This is a genomic window from Gulosibacter molinativorax (genome assembly GCF_003010915.2).
In the GTDB taxonomy this organism is placed as follows: Bacteria; Actinomycetota; Actinomycetes; order Actinomycetales; family Microbacteriaceae; genus Gulosibacter; species Gulosibacter molinativorax.
Genome location: NZ_CP028426.1, coordinates 956,442 through 980,997 on the forward strand (window position 1 = coordinate 956,442; position 24,556 = coordinate 980,997).

Consider the following 24,556-nt stretch of genomic DNA (forward strand, 5'->3'; position numbering starts at 1 on the left):
GCATCACAATGCGAGAACCCACGACCACGACGAAGAGCCTCACGCTCAAAGGACTACAAAAAGGCAAGATCGGCGCATTCGCAGGTGCGATCATTGGTATCGCGAGTATCGCACCTGCATACACGATGACCTCAGGCACTGGCCCCGCGATTTCAGTGGCAGGGCTCCAGACCCCTTTCATTCTTCTCGTGGGCAGCATCCCGATGCTGTTTGTGCTCATGGGGTACCGGGAGTTGAACAGGTCGATGCCGGACTCTGGATCGACGTTCACCTGGTCCTCACGCGCGTTCGGCCCCTGGATCGGCTGGCTTGGCGGATGGGGACTCGTCGCTTCAACGGCTCTCGTGTTGTCAAATCTTGCTGCTGTCGCAGTGGACTTCCTCTTCATCGCGTTATCGCAGCTCTTCAACGCACCGGAGATTGCAGATCTCACCCGTAACCTGTGGATCAACATCCCAGTGGTCGCCCTGCTCACCGGACTCGCCGCCTACGTCGCCTACCGGGGTCTTGAAGAGACGAAACGTCTTCAGTACGCCCTCGTCGGGCTGCAAGGTATTGCTCTTGGCTGGTTTGTGATCGCGGCGATCGTGAAGATCGCGAACGGAGACGCCTACGACTACACCCCCGTGAGCCTGGACTGGTTCAACCCGGCCTTGCTCGGGGAGAACGGATTCAGCTTCTCTGTACTCATGGCGGGTCTCTCGCTTTCGATTTTTATGTTCTGGGGCTGGGATGTCATCCTCACCATGAATGAGGAAACAAAGGATCCACGCCGCACCCCGGGACGGGCAGCGCTACTCACCATCGGCATGATCATTGTCACCTATCTCGTCGTGTCAATCGTCCTGCTCAGCTTCGCGGGCATCGGCACCACAGGCCTGGGCACAGGTAATCCAGATATTCAGGAATCGCTTTTCGCAGCCATCGCACCAGAGATCATGGGGCCGTTCGCGCTACTCATGTCCACTGCCATCTTCGCTAGTTCGACAGCCGCGCTCCAAGCAACACTGGTATCTCCGTCCAGGACCCTCCAAGCGATGTCGCACTACGGTGCAGTGCCGAAAACCTTCGGTCGACTCTCCAAGTACAAGACTCCCGGCGCCGCGACACTCTGGGCTGCGACGGCCTCGGTCGTGTTCTACGTCATCATGCGCATCATCTCAGAGGACGCACTTTGGGACACGATTACTGCGATGGGAATCATGGTGTGCTTCTATTACGGCATCACCGGCCTTGCAGCCTTCTGGTACTTCCGCGGAACCTGGTTCGTAAACCTGGGCAACTTCTTTCGGCGGTTCCTTCTGCCGCTGCTGGGAGGGCTCTCACTCCTCACGATGTTCGGAAAAACGCTCTACGACTCCGCCACCGACCCAGATTTCGGCTCCGGCAACATGCTTTTCGCTACAACCCTTGCTGACGGCAGCACCGAGGGCGGCGTCGGAGTTGTCTTCGTTGCCGGTGTCGTGATTCTTGGCGGCGGCGGGCTCCTCATGCTGATCTATTCTTTCGTGAACCCTGGCTTCTTCCGAGGCAAGCAAATCGAAGTCGGGTCAGTGCTCCAAGAGACAGAGATGACTCCATTTATGGGTGATTCGCACGGGCCTGTCAGAGAGAAGCAGGCACTCCAGGCTGATTAAGGACATCTCGCCCACCCCCGCGGTTCCCGCAGGTGCATGAGGTTCCGGCGCCTTCCACTACTGAAGGCGCCGGACCTCGCGATAGATCAATCCGGTTACCTCAAAGGGTCCGAAACTATCCGTCTGATTGCTTCGATTGCGGTTTGGGTCAGTTCCTGTGCTTCCGCGTCAGTAGGTATGCTGTCCGGCCAGAGCCCGGCAAGGTAGTGGATGAGAGCAGTGCCGAGGGTAATCACCAGACGGGCCTCTGACTGCCGCGTCATCCCCGTGGCGGGTTCGTAGCGCTGCGCGTCGAAACGGGCGAGAATAATGGTGATGTAGTGTTCTTCGTGCGCAGTGATCCAAGCCTGTTCTTTCGACGCAAGCTCGGGGGCGATTGTGCTCCTTCCCTGCTCTCCTATTCCCAACGAAACTTGAGGCCACGGTGGCAAGAAGCGCACATCGGGTCAACGTCCGCCCCGTCGGCTCCTTCCTTATCTCCGTGTCCACTCAACGGTGAGTCGCGGATCACGGATGCTTCGTTCGCCCGCACAAGAGCGAAAGGGAGGTTGCGATCTGAATCCCAGAGCCACATCTTCGCCCTGCAATCGACGCGTAACCATTCGTACTTGAACCCTGATCTGAACTTAACGTAACTCCTATCGCCCGCTCGCACTCTTCCACGACACCCGGCGCCTTCTAAATCTCGAGGCTCCGCCCTCGGACAGTAGTGGGATGCACGACCGTGTCCTTCTTGTTCCCGACTTCGACGTTTACTACTGTGATGTCTCTGATCGCGCGCTGTCATGCTGATGCGCGCATGTCTGCCTTGTCTAGTATGTATAGACTAACGAGCATGCCTGGCTAGAAGACCAGGCAGGGTAGCATGATAGACAAGGAGAGAAGCGCGATGCAGACGATCGAACGAACCTCTCCCATCCCCTACTACGAGCAACTGTTCGACATCCTCAAGGCGCGCATCGAGGGCGGCGACTTTCCCGCCGAAGAGCGGCTGCCGAGCGAGCTGGAGTTGTGCCGCGAGTTCGGCCTTGCCCGTGCCACGGTGCGTCAGACCCTCGCGAAGCTGGAGACCGAAGGCTACGCACGCCGGGTCGCGCGGCGCGGCGTGTTCGCGACGACACCGGAGCCGGCGTCTGGCTGGATCGTGCAGGATGCTGAGGGCTTCCTGGAGTCACAGATCCGCCACGGCCGCACCGGAATTGAGACGACGGTCGTAGACGCAGGATTCCGCGCCGCGCCCGAACATGTCCTCGAGGAGCTGAGACTAGCGGAAACCGACCGGATCTTCGCGATCGATCGGATTCGGCGTCTCGACGGGGAGATCGCGATGTTCAGCACGAACTGGTTCCCTCCGGATGCCGGCGCGGTGATCGCCGATGCCCATGACGTACTCGATGGTACGGGATCAGTCAACAACACGTTGCGACAGGCGGGATTCATCACGGAGGCCGCGCGCCGAGTCATCCACGCGACCGCTGCACCGCCGGACGTCGCCGAGCATCTCGATGTTCCGACCGGTCACCCGGTCATGCGGATTCGCTCGCTTTCATGGGATCAGAGCGGCCGCCGCTTCGACTATTACGAAACGTGGGTACTCACGGACACCGTGCCCCTTGAGGTGAATGTCACCGCGGCCTGAGGCCCTTCAGGCACCCAGCGCGATGGCGGGGTCGGGATCCCATCCGCGCGCCGTCGCGGCAAGCATCGCCGCCCCCACTGCAGTCACCTCGAGTTCCCCAACGCGCTCGGTACGGTAACCATTCACGCTCTCCTTAATCGCCACCCACCCCTGCGACCTGGCCCACCCGCCAGCAAGGCGCACGCCGCTGTGCGCGGCAGATCCGCGGCTAACCGCGTCCACCGCGTCCCTTCCCAGGTGCGCCAAGGCGCCGAGCACGGCTGTCGCCCGAGCCCGCGGATTCCGCGGCGCATCGAGTACATACGACGGGCTCCCCCCTCCCCGAGTGCCGGGCAAGAAGTAGGCGCTGTCCAGGCTCCCCGCCGGTGCCGTGTGACCGGCGAGGATCTCCTGGATCGCTGCAGCCACTTCCGGATCCTGTGAGGCCCAGGCCACGTTGCGGCTGAGCTCCTCCACGCGCAAGAGTGTCGTTCCTGCGGACTGGATCCCCGGTGCAAGATCGACGTCGACCGTGGAGTCCCGCAACGCTGGCGGTTCGGGACGTTGCGCTACCACAACCTCCGCTGTCCCCATCGAGTCCAGCACCGCTCCCGGAGCCATCTGTTCCACACCCCATCCCCCGACCGGATGGTCATGCCCACCCACCACGACAATCGCATCCCTCGCGACCGCGTCTGGTGCAAGCAAGAAGGCGTGATCGAATGATCCGACAACGTCGCCGGCGGCCAGCACCGGGGGCAGTAGTGAGAATTCCCCCAACGTCGGAGCCACCCGCTCTGTCGCCCAAGCGCGGTCCCACGCACGCCACGCGCCGGTCCGGGAGGCGAGGGTATCACTGAGGAAGGGCCGCTTCGTCCAGTGGGCGCTAGGAAAGTCGGCGACCGCCAACCAACTGTGCGCCCGGCGCACACCGATCTGCCGGCGCGCCCACGCCCAACCGGCCAGGGTACGTGCCGCGTCCTCCACGGTGTCGAAAGTTTCGTCGGCAGGCAGGTCCGGGCGGAGACTGTGCAGCACTCCCTGTCGCCGCGGGTCGAACCATGCCAGGGCTGGCGTCAAAGGCACCAATCGCTCGTCGACCAACATGCCGTCCTCCCCCATGCCTGCTACGCAAACAGCGTGCACTTCGAAGCGGTCGGCGCACGCCTCGGCCATCATGCTCTCCACGGTCGATAGAAGCGTAGCCCCCTCGATACACAACCCCTGCGCATCGCGTGGAGTGAGCCGGCCGACCCGAGCTACCACCTCACCATCGGGGGCGAGAAGGACGACCTTGACATTAGTGCTGCCGACGTCCACACCACACGCGACACGATTCCGTCGGGTGCTGTGCACAGATCTTGCCTCCTCCGCGGGTGGTTGACGAGCCGCGACAGTCACAAATCTACCGACGCGACCCGCGCAGCGGGTGAATCGGCTCAGTCGGTGTAGCCGAGCGCCGACATCGCCGCCGCGTGCTGCATGATTACCTGCCGGTCCATGGGCGCGGGCGGCATCTCTTCGACGGTGACGGGCCATGACGGGAAGTCGCCCTCCAGGGCGCAGGCCGCCTGGAGGGCGGCTCCCCTGGTGACGTACTCGTCGACGGCGGGCAGCACGACAGGCATGTCGACCATCTGTGTGAGGATCGTCTGCACTGCAGGGCTGGGAGCTGCGCCGCCGATGAGGAGCAACCGGTCCGCAGATAGCCCGCAGGATGCCAGGGCATCGAGCATCGCCACCTGGCTGACCAGGGTTCCTTCGATGATGGCGCGGGCCATGTTCTCTCGGGTGAAGTTGAACAACGATGCCCCGTGCAAGGACGCGCGTACGGTCGGCAGGTCCGGTGTGCGCTCACCTTCGAAGAAGGGCAGCATAGTCAGGCCTTCGGCGCCGGACGAGGAGTGAAGTGCGAGCTTCGACAACTCGGCATGCGTGCATCCCAGCATCGTGGTTCCGGCATCGAAGTTCCGTCCCGCATTGAGCGTCGCCACCAAGGGAAGGTGGCCTCCGCTCGCATCGGCATAGTTGCTGACATAGCCGGACAGGTCGTGCACGGGTTGCGTCGAGCGCAGGTAGACGACCCCTGATGTGCCCAGCGACATCACGGCGTCACCTTCGGCGATCCCCAGCGCCAGAGCTGCCGCCGCGTTGTCACCGCTGCCCACCCCGATGGGTATGCCTGCCGGGACGCCGGGGATCCCATCTGCAGTCACTCCGGCCCGCTCATGCGGCCCAAGGATCCGTGGAAGGACGGCGCTTCGTCCTAAGGCGTGCTCGACAAGATCCATACAGTACTGGCCGGTGTCGGGCGACCAGTAGCCGGTGCCGCTGGCCTCCGAGCGATCCGTGGTCAACGTGGTGAGGTCGGTGGCGCCCTCGCCGTAGCCCAGCAGTCGCCACGTTAGCCAGTCGTGCACCACCGCGACGGCGGCTGTCCGCGCTGCCGATGCGGGGTCTGTGTCGCGCAGCCAGCGGAGTTTCGAGACGGTGTCGGACAGTGTAATGGGCAGGCCGGTGCGCTTGATCCACTCTTCCTTGCCGAGCTCGTTGTTTAGGGCGACCATGTGGGCGTGTGAGCCGGTGTCGTTCCAAAGCGGCGACTCACGCACTACATGACCGGTCGTGTCAAGGAAGATCGGTGTGTGCTGCTGCCCGCTGACGGATACCGCGAGGACATCCTCGAGACCCCCTGCACAACGCACGGCCGCTAGTAGGGCGCCCCACCATCGATGGGGGTGAACGATCGTTCCTGTGGGGTGAGTCGCCTTTCCCTCGCGCACCTGTTCGCCGGTGGCAATATCCCGAACGGTCACTTTGCAGCTCTGGGTTGACGAATCGATCCCCGCGACGAGTCCGCGGCCCCTCACTCCGAAAGCCCCTTCAGCCGATGCCGCTGCAAACGCCTCTTCCCGAGCCAATCGGCCAGCCCGTCGTGTCGGACGTCGTGCGGATCGATATCGTGCGGGTCGTTGCTTTCCCAGAGCCATCCTGTCCCGGACGCGAGTGCCTGCGCCCCGCGGGAGACGACTTCCGGAAAGGTGGATGCGGTGAGCGGCATACCGAGAACGTCAGCCTTCAGTTGCAGCCACAAGTAGTTACCACTGGCGGGACCGATCACTTTCACCCGCGAAGGCGGCGTGTGGAACAGTTCGAGCACATCCTGGAACTGCACGGCCATCCCGAGGAAGGTGCCGAACACGATCTGCTCGAGAGTTGTGTCGCTGCCGATCCCTGCGATCACCCCCCGCGCCGAGGACCGCTTGGCTGGCGGGGGGCTCCCCCGAAACTGCGGTAACACCAGCGGAACCCCCTCGAGGTCGAGGGCACCGGCCACATACTCTTCGTGAAGCGACCTGACGATGGCGGCGAGCTTCCCCGCCTTGAGGCCAAGCATCCGCTGCAGGGTTGCGAACGCCGAGCCGCCGGTCGGTATGGAGGCGAACAGCGTGTATCCGGATCCTGCACAATCGAGTCCGCTCGCCAGCTTGGACCGCTTCGCAACCGAATCCAAACGCGGTTCCAGGGTGCGAAACAACAACCCCTCAGTCGTACCGGTGGAGTTCAGCAGCTCCCCCCGCTCCAGCCCCGCGCCGACACTTCCCACCATGTGGTCGTGACCGGCAACGTGCACCCGCACCGCGCCGTCCAGCCCCGTTGCCGCCGCGAAGGCATCCGTGACTACTGCTCCCGCTGGAGCGGAGCGGATCTCGGGAAGGACCGTGGTGTCGAGACCGACGAGACTCGTGGCTTCGTCCGACCAGGCTCCAGTGGTGAGGTCCAGTGCCATGGTGCGGCTGGCAAGCGACGGCTCGGACCATCGCTCACCGGTCATCGTTGCGGCAAGGTGTTCGGCGATGTTCAGCCACTGCGCGTCGCCGAGATCAGACGTGTGCTCGGCAGCCCAGGCGATCTTTGAGAGTCCGTAATTGCCGCTCATAGGGAGCCCCGTAATCCGATACAGCCGACTGCGCTGATCATCGGTGAGCCGGTCGAGGTAGCGGGTACCGCGCTGGTCGTGCCAGAGGATCATCGGTGATGCCAGAGACAGATCGCTCCGGACAAGACCCCCCGATTCTCCCACCCCGGTGATAGCGATCCGACGCACGCTCGAACGTGCAGGACCGTCAAGCCTTCGAATGAACGCCGCGATCCCGTCCCACAGGGCTTCCAGGTCATACACCTCGCCGTACTCGTCCTGAACGGTCGGCGTGGCGTACTTTGCGGTCGCGACGAGGTGGCTGTCCGCGTCGAACTGGCACACCTTCACGCTGGTCGTACCCACATCGATCGTGATCGTTGGGGACACCGAGGATCCGTTTTGCATGGACGCTTGTCGTCAGTTCGCGGCGGGGTTGAACTGACGGATGCGCCGTTCCACCGCCTCGGTGATGGCTGTGACCGCGTTGCGCGACACCCTGATCAGAGAGTGCTCGTGCGGATTCGCTGCATACGCTTCGCCGAACGAGCGGATCATCGCATTGCGCAGGTCGCTGGCGATGTTTACCTTCACCACGCCGTACTCGTGCAGGCGCGCGAATTGCTCGACCGGCAGACCCGAGCCGCCGTGGATGACAAGAGGAACACTGCTCTGCTCCTGCACGCGGCGTAGGACGTCGAAATCGATGCGCGCGTCGGGTGCGTACCCGTGTACGTTGCCGACGGACACGGCGAGCATGTCGCATCCGGTCCGGGCGACGAAGTCGGCAACCTGAGAAGGATCAGTACCGGAGGCCTCGTCCGGTCCGACCTCGTCCTCCTTGCCACCGATCGCACCGAGCTCAGCCTCCACTGAAATGTCAGCGGGAGTGATCTCGCGCGCCTTAGCGGAGAGGCGCACGTTCTCCTCGTAGGCCTCCTCAGAAGTGTCGATCATCACCGAAGTGAACTGGGCAGCAAGGGCATCCTCCACCGCCTGCAAGTTCTTGCCGTGGTCAAGATGCAGGGCAACGGGAACCGGGCACGCGGCCAAACGCCGTGCGACCATATCGTAGATGTACTCGAAGCCGGAGAGCACAGCGTTGGTCGGTGCGCACTGGATGAACGTTGGAATACCGGCGCGCTCGATCGCGTCGATGATCCCCATCGTCGTCTCAATGTTCGTAGTGTTGAAAGCGCCAGCAACGAGACCTCGTGAGGTGCACTCGGAGATGACGTCGTATCCGCTGACAAGGGGCATGTGTTGTCCTTCCGTGGTCTCAGAACGACTGTCCGAGCACTGGTCGTTTGCTGTAACAGTCGCCGACGGGGCGGGTACGGGGCGCATCACGCGTTGACCCGCCCCGTCATGTTGGAACTGATCTAGCAGCCGGTCTTATATGCGGCCGCTCTACCCTCCTCAGCATCGACATTGTCTCGAGTAATCACCGTAATCTTTGTCGCAACCTTATTTGGGACGTCTACCCCATCGAGCGCGCTCACGACGGCGCGAACACCATTGATGCCGATAGCTCCCGGATCCTGTGCGATGAGTGCCTGAACGGTGCCTTCACGGAGCGCAGCGAGCTGGTTCTCGCCGGCGTCGACAGCGACGATCTGCACTTCTCCGCTCTTTCCAGCCTGCTTCACTCCGGTCGCAGTGCCCTCCGCAGCGAAGATGTTCGCAGCGAAAACGCCGACGAGGTCAGGGTCCTTTTGTAGCCGTGCACCGATGATGGAAGCGGCAGTGGCCGGGTCGTTTCGGCTGTACTCCACCCCTACATATGTGAAGCTCGGGTCGGATGCAACCGCGTCTTCAAAGCCCTTCGTGCGGGCGTCCGTGGCGGAGACACCCGCCTCAAGGCCCATAACCATAACCTTGCCGCCCTCGGGATGAAGCTGCTTGATCGCGTCGAAGGCAGCGGCACCAGCAGCCTCATTATCCGTCGAGATCTCGGAGACAGCGAACGAAGGATCTGATGTCGTTGTATCGAGCAACGCCACCTCGATCCCCGATGCCACTGCCATCTCCAGCGGCTGCTGCAGTGCTTGAGCATCGGTCGGAACCATCAACAGAGCATCGGGCTTGCTGGCGATAATAGAGTCGAGGATAGGTCGCTGCAGGGTGGGGTCGTACTTCTGCGGGCCCTGGACATCTACTGTGACGCCCAAACGCTCGGCTTCCTCCTGAGCCTGGCAGCCCATAGTGATGAAGAACGGATCACCGACGACACCGATCAATAGTGAGATATCGTACTCACTTCCCGCCCTATCTGGTGCGGCGATCTCTACCGCGGTTTCTGCAGACGTCTTGGGTTGGTCCTCCTTCTCTTCCGAGGCAACCGGCTTACTGGACGTACACGCCGCGAGCGACGTCGCCAGCGCGATGGCGACAAAGCTCACCGCAATCTTGTGAGTTTTCATATGACTTCCTTCTATGTAGATGGAACGGTTACTGCGGATACGTCAAGAACTGGATTTGCGCGACCGGAAGAGCGACACGCCTCCGCGTTGTGCTGCAGCCCGGCGTGACTGGTCTACAAAGACGGCCGCGATCAGTACGGAACCGACCGCTACTCCCTGCCAGAAAGGTTGGACACCGATGATCACGAAGCCGGACTGGAGTACTGCCGGGATGAAAAGGCCGATGATTGTGCCCACTACACTCCCCTGGCCACCGAATATCGATGTACCACCGATCACGACAGCAGCAATGACGTTGAGATTCGTCAACGATTGACCGGAAATCGTCGTTGTCCCGAATTGCGCAAGCGAAAGCAACGCCCCCACTCCAGCAAGGGCGCCAGCGAGCGCGTAGACCAGGATCAGGTGCCGCGTGACCTTGATGCCCGTTCGGCGAGCGGCCTCTTCATTCGACCCGATCGCGTAGGTGTACCGACCGAATCGTGTCTTGTGAAGAAGCACGGCGCCGAAAACCACGACAAGCAGGGCCACAAAAGGGAGGCCGGGAATACCGAGAATACGGGTATAGGCACTGAAATCGGTAAGAACGAGCGGCACCGAACGGATGTCAATTCCGTTTGTGACCACCTGCGCCAAACCCAGCGCGACCGATAGTGTTCCCAGAGTCACGATGAGTGCCGGCACGCGAGCTTTGGCAACCAAGAAACCGTTAATCAACCCCCAGAACACTCCCGCGCCTACTGCTGCCAGCAGTCCCAGCAGAGCGACGCCTAAGCCTTCACCCCCAGTTGCCTGCATCACTTTCGCAGAGATCACGGACGCGAAGACGAGGACGGAGCCGACCGAGAGGTCGATGCCGGACGTGATGATGATGAACGTCATGCCAACACCGAGCACCGCCCACACTGCAACATTCTGTGAGATTAGTGAGAAGTTTGACGCGGATAGGAAGCGATCACCTGCCACAACGCTGAAGAACACGCAGATGACAACGAGCACCATAAAGATCCAGAAGGCCTGCACTCCTCCAATGCGTGACAGGATCGACTTCTTCGCGGCCATGGCATCGAGCGTGCGAGTCGGTGTCGTTTCCGGCGACGGCGAGTCGTCCGCGTTTGCTGCGTTACTCATTTTGTGCCTCCGTCCATGTCCAGTGCACCGGTCATAGCCCCCACGAGCGTTTCTGCGGTCGCTTCGCCACGTTCGTACGCCGCGACGCGGCGCCCGAGACGAAGCACTTGCACACGGTCACACACTTCTAATACGTGCGGCATGGTGTGGCTGATGAAGATGACGGCGATGCCTCGGTCCTTGACTCGACGAATGGAATCCAGAACGTTCTTGGTCTGCACGACACCAAGTGCAGCAGTTGGTTCGTCAAGAATGATGACCTTGTCAGCCCAGTTCATAGCACGAGCAATCGCAATTCCCTGGCGCTGACCACCTGACATCGCCCCTACGGGATCACTCAGCGAACGGACTGTCGCGCCCAGCTCGAGAAACGCATCTGCTGCTTCGCTCCGCATGCGTTTCTCGTCCATGAAACCAAGCTTGCCAAGCAGACCGGGCCGCGGCTTTTCCCTGCCGAGAAAGACATTATCAACAGCATTCAGATGCGGTGCTAACGCGAGGTCTTGGTAAACAACTTCGATGCCAAGCGCAGTCGCTGCGCCAGGGGAATCAAGATTCACTCTGTTGCCGTCGAATGTAATCTCACCCTCATCGAGCGCAAGGTTCCCGGAGAGCGCTTTAATGAGAGTCGACTTTCCGGCCCCGTTATCTCCGATTAGTCCCACGACCTCGCCAGGATTGATATCGAAATCGGCACCGTCGAGTGCTCTTATATGACCAAAGCTTCGGCGCAGTCCGCGCGCTGAAAGTAGCGCTTTCATCAGGCGACGAGCCTGGGCGGCCAAGATGTACCCGGGCGACAAACGATCAGGCGCACCTTTCCCGTGACATGCCAGGAACCTGCTGCCGCGGGGACGATAAACGGTTGCCGCGGCACAAGTGGCAGCGGGTCGCCGTTCTCCGGAACAAGTTCCCCTTCTCCGTCGAGAACGATACCAACCGCGAAAGCAGCAGGCACCGCTCCTCCCGCCGTCACCTGGTGCATGAGAAAGAACGGGTCTGCCTCGGGAGGAAGCACGGCCCGGAGTCCTACGGCGTCGCTAGGCACCGTCCGACATAGCGAATCGGGATCGGGCAACGCGACCATGTTGAGTGCGCTGAGCGCCAACGAACGCTCGAGACCGATAAAGCGCTGTTCCTCCGTTGTGGATGTATTGACATGTTCCATTAGCACCGACTGATCGACAGGCTCCTGTACTTCTAGGAGGAACACACCTGCTCCGATCGCATGAGGAGTGCCTCCGGGAACGAGAATCCCGTCGCCCGGCTTGACTGGGATGCGATTCATCAGGGCAAGCATCGACTCAGCGTCCTGGGAGTCTATAAGATCATTCAAGACAGCCGGGTCAACGTCCTCGCGCCAACCGATCCACACTGCGGCGTCACCCTGCGTCTCGAGCACATACCACGCTTCGGTTTTCCCGTAAGGGCAATCGAGGTGCGTTACCGCGAACTCGCGGGTCGGGTGCACATGGACCGGGAGACGTTGTCCCGCATCGAGTAACTTCACCAGCATCCCCGAATCGCCCGGCTGGCCGTCGGACGTTCCCATCCAGGCAGTTGGGTCGTCGGTGATGGCATCCACCACAAGACGCCCGTCAGCCAGGAGAGAAGGTCCCGCCCCGGGAATGCCAAAGCGGCTCACTGTTGAGCCGAGCCATTCTTCCGGAGCATCGAAACCGGCGAAAGGTAGACCACGCCACTCCGCGAGAGTATTGCCTCCACGGTACCAGTACCCATGGATTGTATTGGCAGGAAGAATCTGAGCACGGACCGAATCGAGCGGCCTTCCCAGAGATGAGTTCCACGGCTCTGCCGCGGAACTCTCGGACTGCGGAACTGGTTTAGGCATGGGCCGCCCTCTCGCTTCTTCATTGAATCTTTCCGCTGCCCACAGGAAGTTGGCGAGAACCTCTCTCCTACTGCAGTGCTGCGGTGTGCGTTATCACATTAGCCTTAACTGTATAGGTTGTCTAGACCGAGCAGACAAACTGTACAACTCTTTAGGTAGCTTCGAGCTGCTATTGCGGGCAGTCTCGCTAGCCCCAGAGCCAGAACGAGCGGACTGCTCCATCGAACCCTTGGCAAGACAGCACCGCGTTCCTCGGAGCAGCGCTAGCCTTACCCGCGGTAGTCCCGACAGCCCTGGGAGACACCATCATCGCGTTCATGGGCTCCTTTACTTGGCCTTATCGAGCGATGGCCAGGCATGGCCACCTCGTTGGAGATACGAATACTGTGAGACTTCTTCTTGGCTGGTCTGGGACTGGCTGGCAGGGTAGGCATCAGCCGTTCTCTACCGATCGTGGCTCGCCGAATACTTGGCCCCCGGGGTGCCTTTCGTGAGACTTGCCCGGTCGGTAGAGACGGCTGACGCTCCCGGCCCATTCCGAATGGCCTGATTAGAAGCCTGCCCGATCTCACACGTGAGCCCGTGGCCCATCACAGTAGTGCCTCGAAATGACTTCCTCCCGGAACAGCGCCAGCCGCCCAACGGTTGCCCCTGGTTACCCGTTCAGGAAGGAACACACCGCATGACTATCGTCGCGCATACAAGATCGTTTGTCATCGGCGTCGACACGCACGCCAGATCACATACCTACGCCGTCCTCGACGCTTCCAACGGTCAGATTCGCGGCTGTCAGAAGTTCCCGACCACTCCCAAAGGCATCGCTCGAGCGATCGCATGGGCTGGCCGGCTCTCCGCGGGCGAAGCCAACACGCTCTGGGTTATCGAGGGCGCCGCCAGTTATGGTGCAGTGCTTGCGAGGACGGTGTCTGACACCGGATACGTCGTCGTCGAGGCTCCTCGCATGAACGCGAAAGCTCGCACCGGCATCGGCAAATCAGACCCGCTCGACTCGCAGGCAATCGCGGCAGCAGTCCTGCCGCTGTCGGAACATCAACTGCGGCAACCGCGAGCAGATTCAGGGACGCGTCAAGCGCTGCGTGTGCTGGTCGCAGCCCGTGAGCAGATGACGCAGCAGAAGACGATGAACATGAACGCGCTCAACGCGCTGATGCGTGTCAATGTGCTTGGTGTTGATGCCCGGAGCGCCCTCACCCTCACACTGATCCGAGAGGTCTCCCGGTGGCGTTCCAGGGAAGAACCGCTCGCGCTGTCGGTCGCGCGAGAAGAAACAGTCCGGTTGGCCAAAGAAGTGCTGTCCTTGCATGATGCATTGGCGGCGAACCAGGCCCGACTGACTGAGCTTATTGCAGCGAGCGAGGCAGCCCCGCTGCTTGAAGAGCCAGGTATCGGCGCGTATACCGCTGCGGTCGTGATCGCGGCGTGGTCTCATCCAGGGAGGGTCCGCAGCGAGGCCGCGTTCGCTGCCCTCGCGGGGGTCAACCCGATCCCCGCCTCGAGTGGGAACACTGTCAGGTACCGACTCAATCGTGGCGGCGACAGACGGTTAAATCACGCTCTTCACGTGATCGCGATGTCAAGGATGACCTATCATCCGGAGACCAAGACGTACGTTGAGAAACGCCTCGCCGAGGGAAAGAGCAAACGTGAGATTCGGCGGTGTATCAAACGCTATCACGCCAGGCATCTCTATCGAACGCTCAACGCGTTAAACGCTGTACCGGCTGCGACTTGACAAACATAGAAGCGTCTCTCATGACCATGGAAGTAGCCACGTGCGTCTCATTCGGTGCCGTAAGCGCACTGACTCAGTACTCTCACCTGAAGACCGCGCTCAAACTCTGGAGACCGGGGCATCACAGCCAGCACGGAGTTTGCCGTCACATTCGGTGCCGACATCTTCTGCCTCACCAGAATGATGTCGCATCAGTGCCCCTCACGGGCACCGCTGCCGTTTCCGTGCCGGTGTTCGCCATCGATGACACGTTAACCGGCGGGCAGACCTCTAGATCGTCACCGGTCGGGCAGGATGCAGCGTCATTCCGCGCCTCACCACCCGTAACAGCGGGGTCGTCTCGTCCGCGACTGTCTGTCCTTCTGCTGGAACAAAACACGATAGGAAGACCAGGTGTGCGACGCGGTCGGGCCGACGGGAGGCGATCTCCGGGATCAGTGTTCCAGCGAGGGAGTGCCCGATCAAAACCACCCGTTCGGCCCGATCAAAGGCGTCGAGATCAGCAGCTGCCGAATTCACCAGGTCATGTATCCTCAGCGTCGCCAGATCCCCTGCTTTGTCTCCTCGTCCAGGAAGGTCAACCGCGAGAGTAGCTCCGTTCAAATGCGGGAGCAACGGAGCCCAGCAACGAGAATCATGCCCACCGCCGTGGACAAGCACGTACCCCACCGTACCCGCCAGGTGGGCGGCGCCTTTCACCAAGGTATCAGGAGGCGAGGCGAGCGATTGCCACGAAAAGCGCCAGGGCAAGGAGGATCGCGTTGACGGCGATCATGCTCCATTCCTTGCGGCGCGCGTGGGTGACGATTGCACCGACCATGATCACTGCGAGCCCGAAGCTTGCTGCGGGTGCCGCCCACGCCAGAACCGGAACGAGGCCCCCGACGAGCACGCCGACCGCGCCGAGGACTTCGGCCGCTCCGATCAACTTCACCCAGCCGCCGCTGAAGTTTTCGGTCCAGCCCATCCCGGATGCGGCGAGTTGCTCTTTCGTGCGTGCGATCTTCATCGCCCCCGCAAGCAGGAAGACAAGGGCGAGCAGACCAGCTGCGATCCAGATTACGATGTCCAACGCGGACTCCTTTACGAAAGGGATATGAGGAAGGCAACGAATCCTGGGGTGACGATCACCTCAGTCAATGACTTCATGCGTGAACTCCAAGCGTAGCAGCAAGCCGCGTTCAGTTCACGCTTGAAGCACGGTGATCTAGCTTCGAGATCGTGCGACAGCCACGGGTTTCTGGTGCCAGGAACTCATTTCATTGACGCTGGCCACCTCGAAGAGAGATTCGCAGATGCTGCTCCGCGGTGAAGATAAGTGACTGGGTACCGGGGATGAGTAGGGAAGAATTGGCTCAGCTATAGCGCCGGGTCTTGGTACTTCTCGTCACGTCAATCCGGGGGACGCTGGAGGTATGACGTGGGAGTTCTGGCTGACCTCAATCGTGGTGACGGAAACCCCGGCACGGGTGCCTTGTTCACGGTCGAGGACGGGATCGCGCGGGGTGCTCGGGCGGGGGTGGTTGCGGCGGTCGGTGCACACTCGGCATCGTGCCTCATATGGTCCTCGCGCTCGCGGGGGTTGCGGCGCTGATGGCCACGAGTCCAGTGGCTTTAGGGATCGTGAAATGGCTCGGCGTCGCGTATCTGCTTTACTTGGGATGGGGCACCTGGAGGCAGAGCAGCGTGCTCTCCATGCCCAACGATGCGCACGGGGACCAGGCCCCGCCCACCGCAGTCAGAACGATCAGCAGTGCGGTGCTGGTGAACCTGTTGAATCCGAAACTGACGGTGTTCTTCTTCGTATTCCTGCCGATGTTCGTCGCCCCGGACGAGCCCGGCGCGTTCCTGCACATGGCGGCGCTCGGTGCGGTGTTCATGGCGATCACCCTGGCCATCTTCGCCGTCTACGGTCTTGGTGCGGCATGGTTACGCGGGTATGTGCTCGGCAAACCGATCGTGATGCGCTGGCTCAATCGGGGCTTCGCGGCTTCGTTCGTCACGCTCGCAGTGGTAGTGGCGTTCACCCGCCAGTAGGCAAGGGGCGCTCTTGGTGCAGGAGTGTGCCGAGGGTTGCGACGGCTTGTTCGAGGTGGGTGAGGTCGAAGAGGGCGAGCTGGGGCAGGGCGGGCGAACCGAGATCAGTGGCCCTCGCCGTGCTCATCGCCGTCTTCGACCTCACCCACATCGATGGTGCCCTCACCGTCCGCCAAGCCGCAGGGTCAGAACATTACCTGGCCTTCAACGAGACCGAGCAGCCCGAACCGGGAGAGGTCATCTTCGCCGACAACGCGGGTGAAGCCCACGCCCGCCGCTGGACGAACCGACAGAGCGCACGCTCCGCGATCCGTGAAACCAGCAGCGACGCGCTGATCGTTGCCGAGGCTCTCTATGATGACGCGCACGACTCCCTTTCGATGCTCCTGACGATGCTGACCACAGCGATCCGAGAGACATGGGGGTCGCATATTGAGGGCGAACTGATATTTGAGAGCGAACGTCAATCGATGCCAGGCACACCTCACAGGCTCCTTGAGTACGAGTCAGTTCATGTGCGCACGGACACCGGCGACGGCGCCACCATCGACTAGAAGATCTGTCCCGGTGATATAGCTGGCGTCCGGACCGGTGAGGAAGGCGACCGCGGAGGCGATGTCGTCGGGGGTACCGATCCGCCCCGTGGGGGCGGTGTCGATCATGGCGCGCATCTGGGCCCCGGATTCACCTGCGAGCTCTTGCTGCCCCATCGGAGTTGATATCACACCGGGACTGACGCTGTTCACCCGTGCCCCGCGCGTGCCCCAGGCGAGGGCGGCGGCTTGGACTCGGAGTTGATTGGCGCGCTTGGCGATCCCGTAGGCGGTTCCCGGATCCGTGATTGCGGCCAGGAACGGGAGGTTGAGGAGAGCGGAGGTAGGGGTGGTGGCTAGTTGGGATTCTAGGGTGTCAGGAAGGCGCCCGGCGGACATGGTTCCCGCCATGCTTGCAATCACCACTCCTGCCCCACCGCCGGCGATCACCTGCCCGAAGGCGTCGAGGAAGTGTGCGACTCCGACCAGATCGACGCGCAGGATCGCGTCCGTAGATGCCTGAGCCGGTGACAATCCCGCGGTGTGTACCGCAGAGACCACCGGACCCAGGTTCGCGGCCTGTTCCGCCAAGGCGTGCATGGATTCAGCATCGGTCACATCGACGTGCAGCCGTTCTACCGTAAAACCTTCCCCGGCAAGGGTGTCCGTGGCTGCGGCGAGGAGATCCTGGTTGATATCGGCAAGTACGATGGTCCGATCGGTGCCGCCGCGGCGTGCGATCGCTTCACCCATTCCTCCGGCACCGATAACGACGTGAACATTCATGCGTGACTCCTTCAGACTCGTGATGCTTGTCTCTTGACTAGTTTCTCAACGGCACTCGTGGACCTGCTGAGTGCGTGTTTACGGGAGGATGCAGTAGTCGCGGGCAACCACCAGTCGATGATCCCCGATAGGAGTCACGGAGAGGATGGCCCCTTCCATCGCTAACTGGTTTCCATCGGCCGTCCGTCGATCTCTGCCGCCGCGAGGACGTGCGGGGCGAACATCCGTCGCACGGCTATCGGATCCGCGAGCTTCGTCGACGCCTCCGTCGCTGCTGGCTGCATCCCCTTCTGGATCAGGTTGCTTCCTGCCTTCGCCGAGTCCACCCGCACGGGTTCATTTCCCCGCGAGGAGGCGTAGGGTCTGTTCCCGAGCGGGGCTGCGACCAGGCTCGGCCCCGGCAAAGGTGCCAGCACCAGGGTTGATCATGATCTCGTCAACCTCATGCTCTTTCGCAAACGCCTCCAGCTGGGCTCGCGCGTAGTCGGGAGTGCCGATAACCCAATGCTTGAACTGCTGATCGATAAACGGCTGCTGCTCGTCGGTGATTGGTCGTAGTTCCGCTTCTTCCACCAGGGGTTGCGGGATTAGAGTGCCGCCGGTGGCGAGCGACAGCATGGTGTGTTTTGAGGGCAGTGCGAGGCGGTGCGCCTCCTCATCGGTATCGCCGACTACGACGTTCATGGTGAGGAACACTTCGGGTTTGTCGAGGAACTCTGACGGGCGGAATTCGGACCGGTAGATGTCAAGCGCTTCCGCGGTGCCCGCACCAAAGAAGTGATGCCCATACACGTACCGTGCACCCAGTTCTGCCGCCGTCCGCGCCGAGGAAGGGGAGGTTCCCAGCACCCACATGCGCGGGGACGTCACAGGCTTCGGGGTAGCGGTCAGGGTGATGGTCTGCTCCCCTGCCTGCACGTCAACGCCTTCAGGACGGAGCATCAGTGCGAGGGTGTGCGCGTCCTGCGGGAATCGAACCGCCGCCCCATCGTCGCCGCGACCTCCGCGGAGCATGTGGATCGCGACAGGATGTCCGCCTGGCGCACGCCCGAGCCCGAGATCAACCCGTCCAGGGAACGCCGCCTCGAGCATCGCGAACTGCTCCGCAACTTCATATGGAGCATGGTTAGGCAACAGTACCGCCCCAGACCCGACGCTGATCTGCGTCGTGGCCGCCGCGATGATTCCCATGAACAGGGCCGGGCTCGTTGATGCGAACGGTTCCAGATGATGCTCCGCGACCCAATATCGTCGGTATCCGAGTTCGTCAGCAACCGCAGCTAGCCGCCTCGACGCGGTGATCGTGTCCGGGCTGGACTGGTCGGTCCGCAACGGGATCAGGTCAAGAACAGATAGGGCGGGCATCATCAGCGAACTCCTTCACAAGCAACGACCCAGGCGCCTTACTGAGAGGCCTGGCTGAACATACTCCGAGCAACGAGCACTCCTTACGCGCCAGTCCACAAACGACCTAGCACTTCAAGAATGACTTCACTCATGGAGTCAATAATAGTCCGTCACACGGCCGCGATCTCCAGCAATCTTCAGGATTACGCTTCAAGCGTGAACTCATGAAATGACTTCATGCTTGAAGTATTGTCAGTTGTGGTGAGCGAGTCTCATCCACGTTCGGGAGGCCCGACGCCCACCGAAGATCAGGCGCAGAGGTCGGGCATGTGCGATGCATTGCTAGCTCTGACCCACTGTGCCGATTACGTGTTCAGCAGTTCGTGAAGGAGCTTTCTTCTAATGTCCACCATCGCTATCGTCGGAGCCGGTCGCGGCCTCGGCTTGTCTATTGCCAAGGTCTTCGGTCGCAACGGATTCGACGTCGCCCTTATCTCTCTGTTTCCCGACGAGCTCGACGAGCTGGTCTTGACGCTCAAGGAGGAAGGGATCACTTCAGCCGGATTCCCCGCCGATGTCACCGATCGTGACCAACTGGTGATGGCATTGGAGGCGGCGAAGGAGCGGTTCGGACGGATCGACGTCCTCGAGTATTCTCCGTATGCAGGGCTCGATATCTCCGATCCGACCCAGCTGACCGTTGACGCGGCCCGCGGCCACATTGAGACGATCTTGTACGGCGCGATCGCCGCCGTCGAAACGGTACTCCCAGAGATGCGGGCGTCCGGCTCCGGTACGCTGCTGTTCACCACCGGCGGCGGGGCCATCAATCCGTACCCGTTCCTGGCCTCCACCAACATCGCTCAGGCCGGGCTGCGGAACTGGGTGTACAACCTTCACCAGGTGCTTGCTGAGCATGGCGTCCACGTCGGTAATGTCGCAATCAACGTCGCGATCGGCGATCACCACCCGGACGATGTCCCCCACGCGCACCCGGACCAGATCGCTCCACTCTACTGGGAGCACCACACTACGCGCACGGCGCCGGAGGCGCTCTTCCCCGCACAGAGGGCTTAACCGGTAAGAGAGTAGGGGGTGGGGTGGCACGATGCCACCCCACCCCCTACTCTCTTCCAGCATGACACATGGATGAAGCCGCGGAAGTACTGACCACTGGGCTGATCCTGCTCACGGGCGTATCGCCACCCCGTGGGATCAGTTTCCTGGGCGGCGACTACGCGTGTCGGCTCACTCGTTGAGTAACCGGCGCCATTCCGGGGCGTGTTCCGACAATGTCGGCTGAACGCCGGACTGTCTCGTCAGTGATCGTCGCCTCGAGGTCGATTGGGGTACGCTGGTCGAAGTTGCCGGGTCTATTCCAGTACGCCGCGGTGTTCCAGGCCGCACCGTCGACGGCTTCGACCACGTTGTACGCTGACTTCTCTATGGAGTTCAGCACCAGAGGGCCGAGCACGGCGGTGCCCGCACGCATATACCAAGGTGATTCGCGCATGATGTCGGTCTTTGCCGCGCCGGCGTTGATCACAGCGGTGGAGAATCCTGACTCGGTGCGTGCCAGGTGCGCCGCATAGTGGTGGTTGGCGACCTGGATTGGCAGCCGCATCTTCGCAAAGTTGAACGGCTCATACTGGGGGAAGTCCGAGTAGTCGATCACCGTATCTACCGGTACTTTTGCGGTCATCATGACCACCCGGGGGTCATCCGACTTACGCAGGGCCGGCAGCAGAAGTTCGGTGAGGTGATAGCGGCTGAGGTAGCTGACCGCGAACATGGGGTGCAGCCCATCAGCAGTTCGCTCGTCACGAGTCATCAGCACGCCGGTGGTGTGCACCACCGCGTCCCACCGGTCGCTAAGCTCTCCCAGGGTCGCTGCTGCTTCGCGGACTCCGACGTGGGTGGATAGGTCGGCCTTCACGAACCTCACCTGGCCCCGCTGCCCGGAGGGGAATGAGCCGAGGGCCCGGTTCCCTTTTTCTGCATCTCGTCCAAGCAGGGTGAGATGGTGTCCGCGCGAGGCGAGGGTGCGGGCGACATGCAGACCGATGCCGCTGTTGCCGCCCGCAATGAGAATGCTCTTCGACACGCAAGTCCCTTCGATTAAGTTGCCGTCGGTCACTGACCGTCAGGGTGACTGGTGACGAGTTCCTCGACACGGTCGCGATTGCGATGCAGGTTCCAGTACACCTGGGCGATGTCGTCGGGGTCGCGGTGAGGAACCCCTTCGGGAGCAACAGCACCAATGAACACGTTGATCGCAACGGTGGCGACATGGACGCCCTTGTCCGCGATCACGTTATGGAGGTTGTGTGCAAAGTTCCGGAGCCCGGCCTGCGCTGCGTTAGTCGCGGCCAGCATCGGATAGGGATTGATCGCGCCGCCGCCGGTGGTGAACAGGATCGTCCCGCTGCCGCGCTCCACCATGCCAGGGAGTACCGCTTGGACGGCGGCGATGCCACCGATCAGGTTCGTCTCCAACTCCGGGATGAGGTTTTCGACGGTGACCTGGTCGGGGTGAATCTGCTGCAGCCCGCTGTAGGGGGAGAATTCCAGTACGTCAATCCCTCCAAACTCGGCGCCGGCCGCAGCGAGCGCTGCGCTAAGGGCGTGCGTATCGCGGACGTCGGCCGGGAACGCGGCTGCACTGATGCCTGCTGCTCCAAGCTCGCCGACGAGGTCGGAAAGCTTGTCCGGGTTGCGGGCGATGAGCGCCACGTCGAACCCTTCGCGTCCGAAGGTGAATGCGAGGGAGCGGCCGAGGCCGGGGCCCGCACCGATGATTGCAATTGTGGGCATAAGAGAGTCTCCTACTCATGAAACGGGTGGATTATGGCGTGCGGGCGCACGCCAGGAACCGGCCGACTAGGTATCGACCGGAAGATAAGAGAAGAGGAGCCTATTCCGCGGTGTGTGCGGGCAGGCTCGGGAGTCGACCCTGAGCGCATGCACCGTCGGGGTCGATGACGCTGAGGATGCGGCGGGAGATCTCGCCCGCCTGTTTCTGCTGGCCCTTCGTCAATGGGGAGAACACTGAGCGACGTACTTCATCGGTGTATGCCGGGGCGGCCTCGATGACTTTCCCAGCGCCTTCGCTGGTCAACTCCGCAAGGGTGTAGCGACCGTCGGCAGGGTCAGGCCGGCGGGTGATCCATCCTTTCCTCTCAAGCCTGCCGGCCGCGTTTGACAGTCGCGTGAGACTGCTCGCGATCAGGTCGGCGACTTCACTCATCCGGCGGGTGCGCTCCGGGGAACGAATCAGGGTCGCGAGCACCATGAACTCGAAGTGACTGATACCCGCGTCTCGCTGCATCCGCGCGTCCAGCACCGCGGGCAACCGGATCAGCAGATAAGCCAACGCATCCCAGGTGTCCTGTTCGTCTGGTTCAAGCATCTCGAACCCCTGACCGCACTCCACATCCATGGCTTCGCTGTCCCTCCGTTTTCGCGTATTGATCGCTGTCATCCTTGCATGGGTGGGATTGCTCCGAGCTTGTTCATGAGACCGAACACGTCTGCCTCCACCCACCGTTCCTCGATCCGCCCGTCAACTACACGGTCGATCACGACTGCGGTGAAAGCAATATCGGCGCCCGTGGGTTCAAGACCCATCCAACTGTTCTGGAAAGTACCCCGCCAAGACCACCGGGTCGCGACTTTCTCGCCCTCGGCAATCTGCTCCTCAACGGTAATCCGCGCATCCGGAACTGCGGCGATCAGCACCGACTCCGTCTGTTGGAAATCATCTGCAGTGCTCACCGATCCGCCTGGACCGTGCAGCACAAATCCGTCCGCGAACAGTTCCACTGCGGCACCCAAGTCCGGGTATCGAGCATAGAACTCCCGGACTACACCTTTGCTTGGACTTTCAGCCATCACAGCCACCTCTCCAGGTTGACATCACTCTCTTCTCCCACGACTGTATCACTTCATCAGTGAAGTAACCTGAGCGTACAAACCCGGCACCTTGAGCAATGCGCGTGTGCCGCCCTCAGAGTTCAACAAGGAGGCAACTAGGAAGAGAAGCGCACCCTCGCCCAGAACCACCGAAACTGGCTGGCTCGTGGCGATCAGAGCGGATTTTTTCCAGAGACCTCAGGGCTCGATCGTGGTTGCCCCAGGCGGGCTAGTCTGTTGTCATGTCGGTCTCCGAGTTATCCGCTAGCACTCAGGACTATCTGAAGGCCGTGTGGGCGTTGGCGGAGTGGTCGGAGACCCCGGTGACGCCGAAGCTGATGGCGGATCGGATGGGGTTGAAGCTCTCCTCGGTGTCGGATGCGGTTCGGAAGCTCACCGAGCAGGGCCTTCTCGAGCACGCTCCGTACGGTGCGGTGACGTTGACCGAGGAAGGGCAGGTCCATGCGATCGCGATGGTGCGTCGGCATCGTCTGATCGAGACGTTCCTCGTGGAAACGCTCGGGTACCGGTGGGATCAGGTGCATGACGAGGCCGAGACGCTCGAGCACGCCGTGTCCGATTTCATGATCGACCGTCTCGCCGAGCTTCTCGGGCATCCTGACCGTGATCCGCACGGTGACCCCATCCCCTCTGCGGACGGCAGAGTGACACGCCCCAACGCGATCCACTTGACCAGGCTGATGCCGGGGCAGCGGGCGCGGGTGGAGCGGATCTCCGACGATGATCCGCAGTTGCTGCAGTTCTTCGCGGAGAACGGGATCCGATACGGCACCGTGCTCGAAGCACACCCGAGCACCCCCTATTCAGAGGCGATCGAGGTGCGTGTCGAGGGTCGGACAGAGAGGCTCGCGCTGGGGCGCGCAGCTACCGATGCGGTCTGGGTGGAGGCACTGGCCTGAGCCGGGTTCTGGTGTTCCTTCCCGTCCGATCTTGCGGTGAAGATTCGGTAGGCGGCCTGGACTCCGATCGTGTGCGCCGTGTTGTTGCATATCAAGCTGATCACCCCGGTCGCGTGATCCATCTGCTCGACGCGAACAACTCGCCCTGGGGTGAGGCCGAGGGCATCGAAGCGGTCGAGTAGTGCGGGGTCGGTATCGGAGACGCGCAGGATCTCAAGCTCCACACCGCTGCGCTGTTCGCTCAACGGACGGCCCTGCCGTACGGTCGATTCGCCGGTTCCGGGTATCGGGTTACCGTACGGGTCGGTCTGCGGTGAGCCCGCGACCGCGTGGAGGCGGTTCGCAAGGTCGTCGTGGAGCACCGGCAGGAGCCCATCGGCTTCTCTGGCGACCTCCGGCCAGGGGTAGTCGAGCACCTGGTACAGGAACGCGCGGGCGATGCGGTTGTGTCGCACCACTGCGAGGGCGAGCTGTTCACCCTTGAGGGTGAGTTCGATCGGCCCGTAAGGTTTGTGCCGGATCAGCCGCGCGTCCGCGAGCGAGCGAACGGTCTGCGAAACCGTCGCGGGCGCCTTCGCGAGCCGCTCGGTGAGCGCCGTGACGCCGACGCGGACGCGTTCTTCATGCTGCAGGATCCAGATCGCCTTGAGATAGGGAATGATCGTGGCACCACGCGGGGTCGGCACGG

The 24,556-nt window shown here is 61.9% G+C and carries 25 protein-coding genes; 7 read left to right on the forward strand and 18 right to left on the reverse strand.

Annotation, left to right across the window (positions count from 1 at the left end):
* Positions 1–8: 8 nt before the first annotated feature.
* Together GMOLON4_RS04525 and GMOLON4_RS04530 are read left to right on the forward strand one after the other, a co-directional pair.
* Entirely contained in the window at positions 9–1,637 is a 1,629-nt protein-coding gene (locus tag GMOLON4_RS04525; protein ID WP_084147291.1) for an APC family permease, read from the forward strand.
* A gap of 889 nt (positions 1,638–2,526) precedes the next feature.
* Positions 2,527–3,276 (forward strand): GntR family transcriptional regulator, encoded by a 750-nt coding sequence (locus GMOLON4_RS04530; protein WP_026935757.1) that lies wholly within the window; start codon positions 2,527–2,529, stop codon positions 3,274–3,276.
* A gap of 6 nt (positions 3,277–3,282) precedes the next feature.
* Here GMOLON4_RS04530 and GMOLON4_RS04535 read toward each other — a convergent pair whose 3' ends face one another.
* Genes GMOLON4_RS04535 through GMOLON4_RS04570 form a run of 8 tightly spaced genes read right to left on the reverse strand, consistent with a single transcriptional unit; the run spans position 3,283 to position 12,280 of the window.
* A complete protein-coding gene (locus GMOLON4_RS04535; protein ID WP_106486670.1) occupies positions 3,283–4,794 on the reverse strand; it encodes an FGGY-family carbohydrate kinase in 1,512 nt (503 codons plus the stop codon).
* Entirely contained in the window at positions 4,695–6,125 is a 1,431-nt protein-coding gene (locus GMOLON4_RS04540) for an FGGY family carbohydrate kinase (RefSeq protein WP_026935755.1), read from the reverse strand. Before GMOLON4_RS04540 ends, GMOLON4_RS04535 begins: the two co-directional genes overlap by 100 nt.
* Positions 6,122–7,564: an FGGY-family carbohydrate kinase gene (locus GMOLON4_RS04545; RefSeq protein ID WP_169516438.1), complete on the reverse strand. Its 1,443-nt coding sequence runs from the start codon at positions 7,562–7,564 to the stop codon at positions 6,122–6,124. Before GMOLON4_RS04545 ends, GMOLON4_RS04540 begins: the two co-directional genes overlap by 4 nt.
* Positions 7,565–7,594: 30 nt before the next feature.
* On the reverse strand, positions 7,595–8,521 hold the full coding sequence (locus GMOLON4_RS04550) for a class II fructose-bisphosphate aldolase (protein WP_322745140.1): 927 nt from the start codon (positions 8,519–8,521) through the stop codon (positions 7,595–7,597).
* 35 nt (positions 8,522–8,556) lie between these two features.
* Positions 8,557–9,597 carry an ABC transporter substrate-binding protein gene (locus GMOLON4_RS04555; RefSeq protein WP_026935752.1) on the reverse strand — a complete coding sequence of 347 codons (1,041 nt, stop codon included), beginning with the start codon at positions 9,595–9,597 and terminating at the stop codon, positions 8,557–8,559.
* A 42-nt stretch (positions 9,598–9,639) separates the two neighbouring features.
* Positions 9,640–10,728, reverse strand: coding sequence for an ABC transporter permease (locus GMOLON4_RS04560; protein WP_026935751.1), 1,089 nt, complete (start codon positions 10,726–10,728; stop codon positions 9,640–9,642).
* On the reverse strand, positions 10,725–11,489 hold the full coding sequence (locus tag GMOLON4_RS04565; RefSeq protein ID WP_026935750.1) for an ATP-binding cassette domain-containing protein: 765 nt from the start codon (positions 11,487–11,489) through the stop codon (positions 10,725–10,727). Before GMOLON4_RS04565 ends, GMOLON4_RS04560 begins: the two co-directional genes overlap by 4 nt.
* Positions 11,489–12,280 (reverse strand): class I mannose-6-phosphate isomerase, encoded by a 792-nt coding sequence (locus GMOLON4_RS04570; RefSeq protein ID WP_265415405.1) that lies wholly within the window; start codon positions 12,278–12,280, stop codon positions 11,489–11,491. The genes GMOLON4_RS04565 and GMOLON4_RS04570 overlap by 1 nt, the downstream gene beginning before the upstream one ends.
* A gap of 982 nt (positions 12,281–13,262) precedes the next feature.
* Between GMOLON4_RS04570 and GMOLON4_RS04575 the strand changes: the two genes are divergently transcribed.
* Positions 13,263–14,333: an IS110 family RNA-guided transposase gene (locus tag GMOLON4_RS04575; protein ID WP_026935748.1), complete on the forward strand. Its 1,071-nt coding sequence runs from the start codon at positions 13,263–13,265 to the stop codon at positions 14,331–14,333.
* Positions 14,334–14,603: 270 nt separating this feature from the next.
* On the opposite strand, the gene GMOLON4_RS16385 is transcribed toward GMOLON4_RS04575, so the two are convergent.
* Positions 14,604–15,032 carry an alpha/beta fold hydrolase gene (locus tag GMOLON4_RS16385; RefSeq protein ID WP_407648554.1) on the reverse strand — a complete coding sequence of 143 codons (429 nt, stop codon included), beginning with the start codon at positions 15,030–15,032 and terminating at the stop codon, positions 14,604–14,606.
* A gap of 7 nt (positions 15,033–15,039) precedes the next feature.
* Positions 15,040–15,405: a DoxX family protein gene (locus tag GMOLON4_RS04580; protein ID WP_026935747.1), complete on the reverse strand. Its 366-nt coding sequence runs from the start codon at positions 15,403–15,405 to the stop codon at positions 15,040–15,042.
* 488 nt (positions 15,406–15,893) lie between these two features.
* Here GMOLON4_RS04580 and GMOLON4_RS04585 point away from each other — a divergent pair, with 488 nt between their 5' ends.
* Together GMOLON4_RS04585 and GMOLON4_RS04590 are read left to right on the forward strand one after the other, a co-directional pair.
* On the forward strand, positions 15,894–16,370 hold the full coding sequence (locus GMOLON4_RS04585; RefSeq protein ID WP_211222665.1) for a LysE family translocator: 477 nt from the start codon (positions 15,894–15,896) through the stop codon (positions 16,368–16,370).
* Between the two features lie 107 nt (positions 16,371–16,477).
* On the forward strand, positions 16,478–16,924 hold the full coding sequence (locus GMOLON4_RS04590; protein WP_265415406.1) for a phenylalanine--tRNA ligase beta subunit-related protein: 447 nt from the start codon (positions 16,478–16,480) through the stop codon (positions 16,922–16,924).
* On the opposite strand, the gene GMOLON4_RS04595 is transcribed toward GMOLON4_RS04590, so the two are convergent.
* From GMOLON4_RS04595 to GMOLON4_RS04605, 3 genes are all read right to left on the reverse strand, one after another.
* Positions 16,877–17,689, reverse strand: coding sequence for an SDR family oxidoreductase (locus tag GMOLON4_RS04595; RefSeq protein ID WP_035731445.1), 813 nt, complete (start codon positions 17,687–17,689; stop codon positions 16,877–16,879). The genes GMOLON4_RS04590 and GMOLON4_RS04595 overlap by 48 nt on opposite strands.
* Before the next feature lie 161 nt (positions 17,690–17,850).
* Positions 17,851–18,021 (reverse strand): hypothetical protein, encoded by a 171-nt coding sequence (locus GMOLON4_RS04600; RefSeq protein ID WP_156892030.1) that lies wholly within the window; start codon positions 18,019–18,021, stop codon positions 17,851–17,853.
* A 4-nt stretch (positions 18,022–18,025) separates the two neighbouring features.
* On the reverse strand, positions 18,026–19,057 hold the full coding sequence (locus GMOLON4_RS04605; RefSeq protein ID WP_211222663.1) for an LLM class flavin-dependent oxidoreductase: 1,032 nt from the start codon (positions 19,055–19,057) through the stop codon (positions 18,026–18,028).
* A gap of 381 nt (positions 19,058–19,438) precedes the next feature.
* Here GMOLON4_RS04605 and GMOLON4_RS04610 point away from each other — a divergent pair, with 381 nt between their 5' ends.
* Positions 19,439–20,113, forward strand: a complete 675-nt coding sequence (locus GMOLON4_RS04610; protein WP_026935744.1) for an SDR family NAD(P)-dependent oxidoreductase — start codon at positions 19,439–19,441, stop codon at positions 20,111–20,113.
* Between the two features lie 157 nt (positions 20,114–20,270).
* Here GMOLON4_RS04610 and GMOLON4_RS04615 read toward each other — a convergent pair whose 3' ends face one another.
* From GMOLON4_RS04615 to GMOLON4_RS04630, 4 genes are all read right to left on the reverse strand, one after another.
* Positions 20,271–21,173, reverse strand: coding sequence for an SDR family NAD(P)-dependent oxidoreductase (locus tag GMOLON4_RS04615; RefSeq protein WP_051265921.1), 903 nt, complete (start codon positions 21,171–21,173; stop codon positions 20,271–20,273).
* A complete protein-coding gene (locus tag GMOLON4_RS04620) occupies positions 21,170–21,850 on the reverse strand; it encodes an SDR family NAD(P)-dependent oxidoreductase (protein WP_026935743.1) in 681 nt (226 codons plus the stop codon). Before GMOLON4_RS04620 ends, GMOLON4_RS04615 begins: the two co-directional genes overlap by 4 nt.
* A 100-nt stretch (positions 21,851–21,950) precedes the next feature.
* The gene (locus GMOLON4_RS04625) at positions 21,951–22,445 is read right to left on the reverse strand and encodes a MarR family winged helix-turn-helix transcriptional regulator (RefSeq protein WP_181244110.1); all 495 of its coding nucleotides are present in this window, start codon (positions 22,443–22,445) and stop codon (positions 21,951–21,953) included.
* 68 nt (positions 22,446–22,513) lie between these two features.
* A complete protein-coding gene (locus GMOLON4_RS04630) occupies positions 22,514–22,927 on the reverse strand; it encodes an ester cyclase (RefSeq protein WP_084147277.1) in 414 nt (137 codons plus the stop codon).
* A gap of 263 nt (positions 22,928–23,190) precedes the next feature.
* On the opposite strand from GMOLON4_RS04630, the gene GMOLON4_RS04635 reads away from it, so the two are divergent.
* Positions 23,191–23,868: a metal-dependent transcriptional regulator gene (locus GMOLON4_RS04635; RefSeq protein ID WP_084147276.1), complete on the forward strand. Its 678-nt coding sequence runs from the start codon at positions 23,191–23,193 to the stop codon at positions 23,866–23,868.
* Here GMOLON4_RS04635 and GMOLON4_RS04640 read toward each other — a convergent pair.
* The gene (locus GMOLON4_RS04640) at positions 23,769–24,554 is read right to left on the reverse strand and encodes a metal-dependent transcriptional regulator (RefSeq protein WP_026935741.1); all 786 of its coding nucleotides are present in this window, start codon (positions 24,552–24,554) and stop codon (positions 23,769–23,771) included. The genes GMOLON4_RS04635 and GMOLON4_RS04640 overlap by 100 nt on opposite strands.
* Between the last annotated feature and the right edge of the window lie 2 nt (positions 24,555–24,556).